At 73.1% G+C, this 12,598-nt stretch carries 13 protein-coding genes; 10 read left to right on the top strand and 3 right to left on the bottom strand.

Annotation, left to right across the window (positions count from 1 at the left end; genetic code table 11):
• Nucleotides 1–82 precede the first annotated feature (82 nt).
• On the bottom strand, nucleotides 83–904 hold the full coding sequence (locus IFT51_RS10200; protein ID WP_192060990.1) for a sigma-70 family RNA polymerase sigma factor: 822 nt from the start codon (nucleotides 902–904) through the stop codon (nucleotides 83–85).
• A 555-nt stretch (nucleotides 905–1,459) separates the two neighbouring features.
• Here IFT51_RS10200 and IFT51_RS10195 point away from each other — a divergent pair.
• From IFT51_RS10195 to IFT51_RS10160, 8 genes are all read left to right on the top strand, one after another.
• Nucleotides 1,460–1,999 (top strand): flagellar protein FlgN, encoded by a 540-nt coding sequence (locus IFT51_RS10195; RefSeq protein ID WP_192060989.1) that lies wholly within the window; start codon nucleotides 1,460–1,462, stop codon nucleotides 1,997–1,999.
• A 2-nt stretch (nucleotides 2,000–2,001) separates the two neighbouring features.
• Nucleotides 2,002–3,423 (top strand): flagellar hook-associated protein FlgK, encoded by a 1,422-nt coding sequence (flgK, locus tag IFT51_RS10190; RefSeq protein ID WP_192060988.1) that lies wholly within the window; start codon nucleotides 2,002–2,004, stop codon nucleotides 3,421–3,423.
• Nucleotides 3,424–3,441: 18 nt separating this feature from the next.
• Nucleotides 3,442–4,314 carry a flagellin gene (locus tag IFT51_RS10185; protein ID WP_371740754.1) on the top strand — a complete coding sequence of 291 codons (873 nt, stop codon included), beginning with the start codon at nucleotides 3,442–3,444 and terminating at the stop codon, nucleotides 4,312–4,314.
• Nucleotides 4,311–4,721, top strand: a complete 411-nt coding sequence (locus IFT51_RS10180) for a flagellar assembly protein FliW (protein ID WP_192060986.1) — start codon at nucleotides 4,311–4,313, stop codon at nucleotides 4,719–4,721. Before IFT51_RS10185 ends, IFT51_RS10180 begins: the two co-directional genes overlap by 4 nt.
• Nucleotides 4,722–4,811: 90 nt before the next feature.
• Nucleotides 4,812–6,056, top strand: coding sequence for a sorbosone dehydrogenase family protein (locus tag IFT51_RS10175; RefSeq protein WP_243215986.1), 1,245 nt, complete (start codon nucleotides 4,812–4,814; stop codon nucleotides 6,054–6,056).
• 803 nt (nucleotides 6,057–6,859) lie between these two features.
• Entirely contained in the window at nucleotides 6,860–7,954 is a 1,095-nt protein-coding gene (locus IFT51_RS10170) for a M48 family metallopeptidase (RefSeq protein ID WP_192060985.1), read from the top strand.
• A gap of 84 nt (nucleotides 7,955–8,038) precedes the next feature.
• Nucleotides 8,039–8,494, top strand: a complete 456-nt coding sequence (locus tag IFT51_RS10165; protein WP_192060984.1) for a SprT-like domain-containing protein — start codon at nucleotides 8,039–8,041, stop codon at nucleotides 8,492–8,494.
• Nucleotides 8,495–8,557: 63 nt separating this feature from the next.
• On the top strand, nucleotides 8,558–9,202 hold the full coding sequence (locus tag IFT51_RS10160; protein ID WP_192060983.1) for a CGNR zinc finger domain-containing protein: 645 nt from the start codon (nucleotides 8,558–8,560) through the stop codon (nucleotides 9,200–9,202).
• A gap of 309 nt (nucleotides 9,203–9,511) precedes the next feature.
• Here IFT51_RS10160 and IFT51_RS10155 read toward each other — a convergent pair whose 3' ends face one another.
• Both IFT51_RS10155 and IFT51_RS10150 read right to left on the bottom strand, forming a co-directional pair.
• Nucleotides 9,512–9,817 (bottom strand): DUF427 domain-containing protein, encoded by a 306-nt coding sequence (locus tag IFT51_RS10155; RefSeq protein WP_192060982.1) that lies wholly within the window; start codon nucleotides 9,815–9,817, stop codon nucleotides 9,512–9,514.
• Nucleotides 9,818–9,919: 102 nt separating this feature from the next.
• Nucleotides 9,920–10,516, bottom strand: coding sequence for a hypothetical protein (locus IFT51_RS10150; protein ID WP_192060981.1), 597 nt, complete (start codon nucleotides 10,514–10,516; stop codon nucleotides 9,920–9,922).
• A 192-nt stretch (nucleotides 10,517–10,708) separates the two neighbouring features.
• Here IFT51_RS10150 and IFT51_RS10145 point away from each other — a divergent pair, with 192 nt between their 5' ends.
• The gene (locus tag IFT51_RS10145) at nucleotides 10,709–11,197 is read left to right on the top strand and encodes a hypothetical protein (RefSeq protein WP_192060980.1); all 489 of its coding nucleotides are present in this window, start codon (nucleotides 10,709–10,711) and stop codon (nucleotides 11,195–11,197) included.
• Between the two features lie 165 nt (nucleotides 11,198–11,362).
• Entirely contained in the window at nucleotides 11,363–12,007 is a 645-nt protein-coding gene (locus IFT51_RS10140) for a DUF1684 domain-containing protein (RefSeq protein WP_192061125.1), read from the top strand.
• Nucleotides 12,008–12,598: the final 591 nt, after the last annotated feature.

The raw sequence follows: 12,598 nt of genomic DNA, 5'->3' as shown, positions 1-12,598 counted from the left end.
GGCCCATCCGTGGGCTGACACCGGCTACTGTCGACCGGCTCACGACGCGCGTTAGTGCGACGTCGAAAGTTCTCGGGGCGGTTCAGACCGCCGTGCTGAAGCCCTGGGGCTCGGGGTCGCGCAGGGCGCGGGCGATGCCGACGGCCGCGTTCGTCGCGACGCGCGACAGGTAGGCGCTGCGCCGGGCGGGCGCGGTCTTCGACACGGGTTCGAACCCGGCGTCGGGGTCGTCGGCGTAGTGCGCGGCGAGTCCGTCGCGCAGCAGACGGACGGCCTCGGTGCGCTGCTGCGAGACGGCGCTGTGGGTGATGCCGAGCTCGTCGGCGATCTCGGTGACGGTGCGGTCGCCGAAGTAGACGCCCTCGATGATCAGGCGCATGCGCTCGGGGAGGGCCTCGACGGCGGCCCGCAGGTAGCGGCTGCGCTCGTCGACGAGCAGGTCGTCGCCCGGCAGCGGCAGGTCGCTCGAGAGGTGGTCGGCGATCGTGTCGTCGAGGGTCGAGACCGTGCGGCCGGCGTCGCTCAGCGCGGACTGCGCCGCCTGACGGTCGACCCCGAGGGCCGAGGCGAGCTCGTCGACCGACGGGCGCCTCCCCAGCGACGCGGTCAGCGCCTCCTGGGTGGCCAGGGTCTCCTTGATGCGCTTGCGGGTGCCGCGGCTGGCCCAGTCTCCCGAGCGCATGTCGTCGGCGAAGGCCCCGACGATGCGGGTGCGGGCGTAGGCGCCGAACGGGATCCCGAGGGTCGGGTCGAAGGCGTCGGCCGCCTGCACGAGCGCGATCGCGCCGACGCCGGCGAGGTCGTCGCGCGACAGGTGCGTGGCGCGGGCGCAGACCTCGGAGACGAGGTAGCCGACGAGCGGCAGGTTCTCGACCACCAGGGCGTTGCGTTCGGTGCGGTTCATCGCTTGCTCCCAGCAAGAGGGTCCGTCAGGACAGGTGTGGATCGCGGGCGCGACGAACAGCCCTCTGATCAGGGCTGATGTCGAGACGCACGGTCTGAGCTGCGGGTAAGCGACTGGTGCGGTCGAGACGCGTGTCGGACGCGTCGAGACGGGGGTTCGTGCTTCGGGGTGTCGGGGTCGTGCGGGGGTCGTGCGGGGGTCGTGCGGGGGTCGTGCGGGTGCGTGGTCGGTCTTCGGGGTGACCGGTCGGGCTGGTCGACGACCGTCCCTGCACCGGCAACGCTATCGGCGTCCACTCAGCCTGCGGGGCGCCTGTGTGACCCCAGTCAGGGGGAACAGGTGTCGCGTCTGTGGAGGACAGCACCCGTACCCCCTCCCCCGCAGTGGGGTGCCGGAGCGACTTCCGGTCGACCCCGGCCACCCGCTATGCGATCGGATCCGTCGACCGTCTGGCGCGCCTCGCTAACGGCGGCGGGGGTGGCGTCGATAGTCCTCCTCGTAGGGGACGTCACCGCTCCCCCGCCGAGATCATCGACACCCGACCGAGGAGACCCCATGGGCGCGAACGAACTGTCCGCGCTGCTCTGGCGTGAACGCGAGCTGCTCGAGCTGCTCACCTTCAAGCTGGAGGAGGAGCAGCTGCTGCTGACCGCCGGTCGCACCCGCTGGATCGATCACGCCACGCGCGAGGTCGAGCAGGTGCTCGACCGGCTGCGGACCGCCGGGCTGGAGCGCAGCGTCGAGGTCTCCTCCGTCGCCCAGCAGTGGGGGACGGACGAGGAGGCGCCCCTCCGTGACATCATCGCCGCGGCTCCCGCAGGCCCCTGGGGCGAGATCTTCACCGCCCACCTCCGGGCGATGACCGACCTCACCGCCCGCATCGCGCAGCTGCGCGACGAGAACGAGCGCTTCCTCCGCGCCGCGGCCCGCGCCACCCAGGAGACCCTGGCCGCGACGACCGACGACGCGACCGCCGCAGCGGGCGCCATCTACGACGCGACCGGCTCGACCGCCGCCACCGCCGCCGGGCGCCGGGTCGGCACCCCGGGCGGGACCACCGCCTCCGGCGGGCACCTCTTCGACGGGAGCCTCTGAGCATGGGCAGCACCTTCGGCGGCCTGAACACGGCCTACACCGGTCTCGTGGCGGCCCGCACGGGTCTCGACGTGACCGGTCAGAACATCGCCAACGTCAACACCGACGGCTACACCCGTCAGCGCATCACGACCTCGTCGATCGAGTCGCCGGCCCGGGCCGGCATCTTCAGCGCCGGCGTCGTCGCCGGTCAGGGCGTCTCGATCGACGCCATCGCCCGACTCGGCAACCAGGTCGTCGACGGGCAGGTGCGGAGCGCGGCCGCGACCGCCGGGTACCAGTCGACCCGCGCCTCCGCGATCGCCACCCTCGAGGCGTCGCTCGGCGAGCCCTCGACGAACGGCATCTCGAGTCAGCTGAACGCGTTCTGGTCGGCCTGGGGCGACGTCGCCAACAACCCCGGCGACGCCGGGCCCGCCGCCGTGCTGATCGGTCAGGCCACCTCGCTGGCCGCCGCGCTCTCGGCCGGGCACCGTGCCGTCGACGAGCAGTGGGGCGGGTTGCGCACGCAGAGCGACGGACTCGCCGCCGAGCTCAACTCCGCCGCCTCGCAGGTCGCCGACCTCAACGCCCGCATCCGCACGAACACGCAGCTCGGAGTCGGCTCGAACGAGCTGATCGACGCCCGATCGCTGCTCACCGAGCGCATCGCGACGATCGCCGGCGGCACCGTCCGAGACGTGGGCGACGGCACGGTCGAGGTGCTGATCGGCGGCGACGCCCTGGTCAGCGGCACCTCGGCCCGCACGGTCGCCGTCACCGGCGGTTACAGCATGGCGACGGCGACGGCCGGTGTGGCCGTCGAGTGGGCCGACCGCTCCGGCCGGTCGATCCCGCTGACCGGCGGCAGCCTCGCCGGCACGGTCTCGCTGCTGCAGCCCGCCGCGGGCGGCGTCGGCGGCACGCTGGCCGAGGCCGCCGCCTCGTACGACGCCCTCGCCACCCAGCTCGCGACGCAGGTCAACGCCGTGCACCGGACGGGCTTCACCGCCGACGGCACGGACGGTCACGACTTCTTCGCCCTCACGCCCGGCGGCTCGCCCGCCCGCAGCCTCACGGTGCTGCCGACGGGGCCCGGCACGATCGCCTCGGGCGACGGCGCAGGAGGCGCGCACGACAACACGGTCGCCCTCGCCGTCGCCCAGATCGGCGTCGGAGCCGGCTCGCCCGACCGCACCTGGTCGGCCGTCGTCGCGACGATCGGTGCGACCGCGAAGAGCGAGTCGCAGCAGGCCGCGCTCACCGACCTCGCGGCGAGCTCGGCCAAGAACCGTCAGCTCTCGGGCGCAGGCGTCAGCCTCGACGAGGAGAACGTCAACCTGCTCTCGTACCAGCACGCCTACCAGGGGGCCGCCCGCGTCATGACCGCCATCGACGAGATGCTCGACACCCTCATCAACGGCATGGGCCGGGTCGGGAGGTAACGGACGATGATCAGCCGAGTGACCGATCAGATGAGCAGCCTGCGAGCGCAGCAGCACCTGATGTCGAGCAAGACCCGCGTCGCCGAGAGCCAGGACCGCGCGTCGAGCCTGCAGAGGATCGGCAGGCCCTCCGACGACCCGACCGGTGCCGCCGAGGCCATGCGCGTGAAGAACCTGCAGGCGGCCGCCGCCCAGCAGTCGCGCAACGCCGACGACGGCGACGGCTGGCTGTCGACCGCCGACGGCGCCCTCTCGGCGGCCGACTCGATCATGGCGAAGGTGCGGCAGCTCACCCTCCAGGGCGCCAACACCGGCGCCGCGGGGCCCGCCGCGCTCGAGGCGATCGCGATCGAGCTGGAGGGCCTGAAGAAGGACCTGCTCGGCACGGCCAACACCAGCTACAACGGCCGCAGCGTCTTCGCCGGCACCTCCGACGCCGGCGTCGCCTGGACGGACGACTACACCCACACCGGGTCCGAGGGCGGCACCGTCGTGCGTCGCGTCGGCCCCGAGACCACCGTCCGCGTCGACGCCGACGGCCGGGCGGCCTTCGGCACCGGCGACGACTCGGTGTTCCGCCTGATCGACGACATCGTGACCGACCTCCGCGGCGGGGTCAACGTCAGCGCTCACCTCGCCGAGATCGACACTCGCGTCGGCGACCTCCGCGGCGTACAGTCGTCGGTCGGAGCGAGCCACGCTCAGCTATTGAGAGCCAAGGACACCCTGATGGACACCAAGGTCGGACTCGAGGCCCAGCGATCCGGCATCGAGGACCTCGACCTCGGGCAGGCCGTGCTCGAACTCAAGCTCCAGGAGAACAGCTACCAGGCGGCGCTCGCCGTCACCGCCCGGGTCGTCCAGACCTCGCTGATGGACTTCCTCCGATGAGCGGCATCACGCGGACCCCGGTGCGCTTCGTCGCCCCGCCGTTCGGCCTCGAGCCGAAGGTCGACTTCGTGCTCGACGAGATCGAGGGCGCCGTCGGACTCTTCGCCCTCCGCGCCGTCGACGTCCTCGACGCCGCCGATGACGCCGCCGACGTGCGGCTGTTCGTGCTCGACGCGTCGGTGCACCTGACCGACTACTCGCCGGTCATCACCGACGAGCAGACGGCGCTGCTCGAGCTGACCGACGCGGACGACGCGATGCTCCTCGTCGTGGCGACCCCCGCCTCCTCGGGGATGACGGTGAACCTGCTGGCGCCCGTCGTCGTCAACCGGGTGACCGGGGCGGGTGCTCAGCTGATCCTCGAGGGTCAGGACTGGCCGCTCCGGGCGGAGCTCGGCCCCCGCTGACGAGGCCGCCGATCGGTGTCCTCCAGAGTGCGGACACCCGCGTCACGGTCCGTTAACGATGGAGCGATCGGGCCCTCCGGGGTGCTCGCCATGCTGTCTCATGGGGTGATGCACGAGGCGCGGAAGACCACCCCCCGGGGGCACCGCGCCGTCCGCCCGCGGGTGCTCGCCACAGGTCTCGCCCTCACCGCGGGTCTCCTGCTCGTGGCCGGCTGCACGAGCGAGGTGCCCACCGCCGGGCCCGCGCTCTCCGACGCCTCGTCGTCGTCGGCGCGTTCGAGCGGACCGGCCGACGTCGGGCCCTCGCCGGTGGCCGCCACGACGAGCACCGACGGGGTCACGATCGCCGACGACGCCGAGACGACCGACGTCGCCACCGGACTCGAGGCGCCCTGGTCGGTCGTCCGACTCGACAGCGGCTCGGCGCTCGTCAGCCTCCGCGACAGCGGCCGCGTGGTCGAGCTCACCGCCTCGGGCGAGCTGCGCGACGTGGCGCGGATCGAGGGCGTCGTGCACGAGGGCGAGGGCGGGCTGCTCGGTCTCGCGGTGCTCGGCGGGGCCCCGTCGTACCTCTACGCCTACCTGACCACCGCCGACGACAACCGCATCGTGCGCGCGCCCATCACGGGCACGGCCGGCTCGTACGGGCTGGGCGGCGTCGAGGAGGTGCTGACCGGCATCCCCAAGGCGTCGAACCACGACGGCGGGCGCCTGGCCTTCGGCCCCGACGGCATGCTCTACGCCACGACCGGCGACGCCTCCGACCCGACCGCCGCGCAGGACCCCGACTCGCTCGGCGGCAAGGTGCTGCGCCTCTCGCCGACCGGCGCCGTGCCGTCCGACAACCCGATGCCGGGCTCGCCGGTCTACACGCTGGGGCACCGCAACCCGCAGGGCATCGCGTGGGACGCCTTCGGGTCGCCGTGGGCCGCCGAATTCGGTCAGAACACCTACGACGAGCTGAACTCGCTGTCGCCGGGCTCGAACTACGGTTGGCCCGAGGTGGAGGGCCGCGGCGACGACGGCGACTTCCTCAACCCGGTGCTGCAGTGGTCGACCGACGACGCGAGCCCGAGCGGTCTCACGGCCGTGGGCTCGACGCTGTTCCTGGCGGGGCTCGGCGGCGAGCGGCTGTTCGAGATCCAGGTGCCGGCGACCTCGGCGGCGGTGCCCACCGAGCGGTTCACCGGCGACCGGTCGCTCGGCCGCATCCGCGACGTGCTGCCCGGGCCCGACGGCACCCTCTGGCTCGTGACGAGCAACACCGACGGCCGAGGCTCGCCCGGCGCGGACGACGACCGCATCGTCTCGGTGCCGCTGACCCGCGTGCCCTGACCCGCGCCTCCCCCCGCGCGCGCCCCGCGCGCGCCCCGCGCCCCGCGCCCGCTCCGCGTGCGCCACCCCGTCGAAGTGCCCCAAAACGTTGCTCTCGCGCCCCCGACCCCCCGCTTCGGGGCACCTCGTTCGCCACCGCCCCCGCGCCCGCGCCCGCCGCGCATCGAAGCGCCCCAAAACGTTGCTCCCCCGCCCCCGACCCCCCGCTTTGCGGCACCTCGTTCGCCACCGCCCCGCCCCGCGCCTCCCGCCGCGCATCGAAGCGCCCCAAAACGTTGCTCCCCCGCCTCCGGCCCCCCGCTTTGCGGCACTTCGTTCGGCAGCACTGCTCCCCGCGCATCCCGCGCCCCCGCGCCCGCGCCCGCCGCGCATCGAAGCGCCCCAAAACGTTGCTCCTCCGCCCCCGGCCCCCCGCTTTGCGGCACCTCGTTCGCCACCGCCGCGCCCGCGCCCGCGCCCCCCGCGCATCGAAGCGCCCCAAAACGTTGCTCCCCCGCCCCCGACCCCCCGCTTTGCGGCACCTCGTTCGCCACCGCCCCGCCCCGCGCCTCCCGCGCCCATCCCACCCGCGCTCCCCGCGCGTCGAAGTGCCCCGAAACGTTGCCCCCGCGGCCCCGATGCCCCGCTTCGAGGCACCTCGTCCACCAGCCCGGCGCAGCGCCGCCCCGCCCACCCCGCGCCACCGCTTCGAGGCACCTCGTCCACCACTGCGACGGCGGATGCGTCGCGAATCGGGGCGGCAAGCGGGTGAGCCTGCGCGCCGTGCGGTCCGTTCGCGGGGCGGGCGGTTACCCTCGTACACGATGAGCGAGCACGACCCCCACCTCGGATCCGCACCCGGCAGCGCCCGCCCCCAGAGCGTGCCCCCGGGCCTCGCCGCGCCTGCCGGCTCGAGGCTGGGCGGGGCCGGCGGCTTCGAGCCGATCAGCCTCCGCACGGCGGTCGACGTGCCCGCCGCCGAGGCCCGCCTCGGGGCGCTCGGGCAGAGCCGCAGCACCTCGGCCCTCGGCGAGCGCGCCGATCTGCTGAGGCTGCTCGGTCGTCTCGACGAGGCCCTGGCGATCGCCGAAGAGGCCTTCCGTCTCGCGCACTTCACCGGCGATCGGGCCGACTCGACGGCTGCGCGGATCCGTCGGGCGCACATCTTCCGTGAGCAGGGCAAGCTCGAGCGTGCGCTCAACGACCTGCACACGAGTCTCATCACGGCGTCGACCGAAGAGTGGCGCGAGCTCGAGGCCGCGGCCGCCGAGCTCGAGGGTTACACGCTGCTCGAGCCCGGCCGCCACGACGAGGCGCGGGCGAGTCTCGCCCACGCGCTGACCGCCTACTCGGCGAGCGGCGCCCCGCGCGATCGCGCGGTGGATCTGCAGAACGCCATCGACGACATCCTCCGGGCCTACCTCGCGCAGACCGACGGCCAGTCGGTCGAGCAGCTCGACGACCCCGCTTCCGGAGGCGCGGCCGAGGTCTTCGACGCCGGTCACGACGCTCCCCGCCCCGGCGACACGAACCCCACCGGCGGTCTGCCGTCCGAGTCGCTCGTCGACCCCGCGGCCGCCGCGCGGGCCGCCGCGACGCGCACCGACGACTCCGACGAACGTGCGGCCCGCCACGCCCGGCGCGACGAGGTGCCGCCCGCCCCCGAGAGCGACCGCCCGGTGCGAGCCGACACGAGCCTGTGGGGCAAGATCTCGAGCCTCGCCGCGAACGCCGCCGGTCACCGCGAGGGCGACCGGTTCCGTGACTCGTCCCCTCGGTCGGACCGCGGTGCGACCTCTGGCCGACCCGACGACGAGGACGCCGACACGACCCGACCCGGCGCGACCGGTGTCACCGGAGTCGTCGACGCCCTGCCCAAAGACGACCAGCCGTCGACCTGGCCGTTCCCGCCCCGGTGACCCGCGCCTCCTCGGCGTGCGCGGCACCTCGCGTGCTCGGCGTGACGGGCGTGCCTCGCGCGACCCGCGCCTCCTGATCCGCTCATGGCCGATCTCGATCGGGTGAGGCGCTGGGCCGACGCGCTGATCGCCCTGCATCTCGACCCCGCCGTCTGGAGCTTCGGCTTCGACAACGCCAAGACCCGCGCCGGCCTGTGCAACTACACGCAGAAGCGCATCACGGTGTCGAAGCACCTGGCCGGTCGGTACGACGACGACGAGATCCACCAGGTGCTGCTGCACGAGGTGGCGCACGCCCTCGCCGGGTCGAAGGCGGGGCACGGACCGCGCTGGAAGTCCGTCGCGACCGATCTCGGCTACATCGGCAGCCGTCTGCACGACGGGGCGATCGCGTCGGATCTCGCTCCGTGGGTGGGCCTCTGCTCGGCCGGGCACGAGCACTTCCGGTACCGCGAGCCGAAGCGCCCGCTGTCGTGCGGGCGCTGCTCGCGCAGGTACGACCCCGACCACCTCATCACCTGGACGAAGCGCGAGCCCTGAGCAGCGCGGCAGGGCAGGGCAGAGCGGGAGCCGAGGAGGCGCGTAACCGGTTAGAGTGGTTCGGTGCAGACCGGACAGTGGCTCAGATCAGACACCGACACCCGCTGGTTCTTCGACTCGGGCTCGCTCGGGCTCGACTTCGCCTACCTCGGAGGGTTCCGCGCCGGCTCGCGCTTCGGCCCCGAGTCCGGGCTCGCGCTGCCCGCCGACGGGTCGACCCCGTGGGACGGCCTGCTGCTGCCGCCCGACCTCGACGACTGGATCGGCGAGCGCTTCGAGGGGGTCGCCGGTGCCGCGGGCGATCGCGAGCTCGCCGACGCCCGGGGTCTGCGCGACGCGATCGCCCGACTCGCCGTGGCCGCAGCGGACGGCACCTCGACCGATCCGCAGGACGTCGACACGCTCAACCTCTTCGCCGCGCTGCCCGACGTGCCGCCGTCGCTCGAGGGTGGTCGGCGTCAGGCCGGCGCGGGGCGGCTCCGGCTGGGGCAGGCCATGGCATCGGTCGCCCGCGATGCGGTCGCGCTGTTCACGACCGTCGGGTTCGGCGGCGGGCCGGACTCGCGGATGCGGCGTTGCTCGAACGAGGCGTGCGGGCTGGTCTTCTACGACGAGTCGCGTGCCGGCAGCCGCCGCTGGTGCTCGATGCAGCGCTGCGGCAACCGCGCCAAGGTGCGAGCGCACCGCCAGCGCACCGCCGCCCACTGACCCCCGCCGCAGCGCCCGCCCGCTCGGCCGCCTCGCGCTGCACCCGCCTCGCCGCCTACACCCGCCTCGCGCTGCACCCGCCGCACCGCCAGCACCCCCGCACCGCTCCCCCTAAGACGCCAGCACCCCCGCGCCGCTCCCCCTAAGACGCCAGAAAGTGAACACGACGCCACGTATAAACCTGGCGTCGTGTCCATCTTTTGGCGTCGTGGCGCTGTGGCGACCTGGCGACGTGGCGTCGTGGCGCGTGGCGACCTGGCGTCGCGGCGACGAGTGCGGCCTGACGGGCCCGACCCGCGCCTCCTCGGGTCAGTCGACGATCTGCACGTCGTTGTAGAAGGCGACGTAGCCCGAGTAGTCCGAGCCGACGCGGTCGAACGACGACGGGATGGGGGTGGGGTAGCTCCAGGCGCGGTCCTTCAGCAGGGTGTCGCCCGATCGGACGCTGAAGTACTGGGTGTCGCCCTTCCACGGGCAGTGGTACTGGGTGGGGCTCTTCTCGAGCAGGCTCTCGTCGACGCTCGACGGCGGGAAGTACCAGTTGCCCTCGATCGAGACGAGCTCGTCTTTCGGGGCCTCGGCGACGACGGTTCCGTCGGTGAGCACTGCCTTCATGGTTCCTCCAGCGATTCGGGCGACGGGTGGTCGCGATGCGGCACAGGCTACGCCGCGCCCCCGACAGTCGGCACTGGCGCGGCCCAGGAGGCGCGGCGCAGCTCAGGAGGCGCGGGTCGCCGACACGAGGTCGGCCCGGCCGGTCGCGACGAGCTCTCCCGCCGAGGCCGACGCCGTGAGCAGGTGCGACGTCGCCCGCCGGAGCGACACCGCGGCGGCGCAGGCGACGGCCGCCTCGGGCGACGACGAGTCGATGCCGACCGCGGCGAGCGCGTCGACGACGGCTCCGGCGGCGAGCTGATCCTCGACCGCGGGGCGGAAGCCGTCGGGCTCGACGGCGCCGGCGGCGACGATCGCGACGACGGCGCGGTCGCCCCGGTCGGCCTGCCGCTCGAGCACGCGGCGGGCGACTCCGTCGGCGTCGGCGGGGGTCGTCACGAGCAGCAGCTCGACGGTCTCGGCCTGCACGGGCCCGTCGCCGCGCTCGGTGTCGTCGGCGCCCTCGATCCGGTCAGCCCCTTCGGACCCCTCGGCGACGGCATCGAGCACGGCGGCGACCGTCTCGTCGGTCGAGAGCAGCCCGTGCCCGTCGAGGGCGTCGACGACCACGACGAGGTGGGCGCCGGGTGCGATGCGGCCGGCTCCGGCGATGCCGTGGTCGAGCCTGACCTGGTACTTCTGCTGGCCGTGCGCGTTCATCCCTCCACAGTAGGTCGGGCGAGCGGGGCGGTGGCCGAGCATGACGCGCGATGACGGACCGCCGCGACCCGCGCCTCCTCGGCCCCTCCACCGGCGAGTCCCCTCCACAGGCGAGCCCACCCAGAGCCCCCGCGCCCGCGCCGCCCCTCCACAGGCGGCCCCCTCCACAGCCCGCAGGAGTTGGATCGACGCATGCACGTGCAGCTCAAGATCCGCCTCGCCTGCCCCGTCGACGTCGCGACCGACGCCCTCCGCGACCCCCGCGTGATGGTCGCCGTGACGACGCCCCTGGTGAAGTACCGCTCGGATGCGCCCGAGGGCTTCCCCGAGCGCTGGACGGAGGAGGCGCATCCCGTCTCGGCGAGCATCCTCGGCGTCCTGCCCCTCGGCAGCACGCACGTCGACCTCGACTGGCACGAGCGCGACGGGGCGTGGATCCAGCGCGACACCGGCACGGGCACGAGCGGCCAGTTCGCCCGGATGCGCATCAACCACCGGATGGCGGTCTCGCCCGACGGCCCGGACGGGACGCTGCTGCGCGACCGCATGGAATTCCACGCCGGCGCCCTCGGCCTGCTGCTCTGGCCCGGGCTCTGGGCGACCTGGCAGTGGCGCGCACTCCGCATGAAGGCGCTCGCGCCGACCTGGCGCGGGGCGCCGACGCACCCGAAGCACGCCTAGAAGGCGCTCGACGGGCGGGCGCCGGAGCATCGCGGACCTGAGAAGGAGGCGCGAGCAGTGTCGGAGGCGCTGCGTACGGTGGGTGACGTGACCGACCCCACCCGCGCCTCCTCGTCTTCTGCTGCATCCGACTCCGCGACCCCTGTGGCCGCGGCAGGGAGTGACGTGCCCGGGGCCTCGGTCCCCAGCGCGGCTCGGTCGGCGCTCGACATCGCGTCGTGGCGTCGGACCATCCACCGCCTGTACCGCGACGTGCGCGAGTCGGCCGATCTGGTCGAGGCGCACGACCTCTGGCGACGCACCCGCGACGAGCTGTTCACGACGCACCCGTCGACGCCGCTCCTGCCGGAGGACCGGCCCGGTTTCACGGGACTGCCGACCACTCCGTACGACCCGGCCTGGCGGTTCGAGGTCGTCGTCGAGCCGGTCGAGACGCGACGCATGGTCGTCGAGACGGGCACCGACGGCGATGTGCAGTTCGACCTCGTCGGGGTAGCGGATGTGCCCGGCGTCGGGAGGCTCGACGTGTGGAAGCTCGTGCAGTACGGTGGCGGCTTGTTCGTGCCGGTGAAGGATGCGCTGGCCGGCAAGCCGGGAGGGACGTACGGAGGCGGTCGGTACCTGATCGACTCGGTCAAGGGCGCCGACCTCGGCGCGGGCACCGAGCCCGGCACGATCGTGCTCGACTTCAACTTCGCCTACAACCCGAGCTGCGCCTACGACCCCGCCTGGGCCTGCCCCCTCGCCCAGCCGGGCAACACGGTCGCCGTGGAGATCCCCGTCGGCGAGCGCTACGGGACGGTGCGCTGAGGCGTCGTTCGAACGGAGGCTTGATGCTTCCGAAGTCGCCTGGCTGACGCTCAGGAGTGAAGAACGTCATCCCTGGTGGGGCTCGCTACCCCCCACTTGTATTACTACCAGTCGTTAGACATACTGCCTACCATGTTCACTGCAGATGACGTACACCTGCGGAGAGACCCACTGTCGGCAGACGCGAGACAACCGGTGGCTCGCGATCATCAATGCCGGGATGTGACCACAGCGAGACGCCATTGGAGGTTCTGGAGCACTCTCACACTGGGCGCTTTATACCCGCTAACACTCGCTGGTCTCTTTCGCAGCGCCGTCCTTGGGCCCACCCTCCTGACGTGCAGCATTCTCCTCGTCGTCACTATTCTCTGTCTTCACGCATGCGTGGACTCGCTCCAGTCGCGCAGATCGACTGCCAGACAGCCGCGCTTCTTCATGCGCGTTCTCCATGTGATCGTCGCTCTACTCGCGGTGTGCTACATCGCATTCCATGCTGTCTACATCGTGGCCGGGCCGAATTCGACTCGCGACTGGGTGACCGCATTCCTGACCATCGCCTACCTCTTACTGGCCATAGCTCCCGCGAGTATC

The organism is Frigoribacterium sp. CFBP 13712 (genome assembly GCF_014842255.1).
Lineage (GTDB): Bacteria > Actinomycetota > Actinomycetes > Actinomycetales > Microbacteriaceae > Frigoribacterium.
Note: the sequence above shows the minus strand (reverse complement) of the source record. Positions and strands in the feature narration are given on the sequence as shown.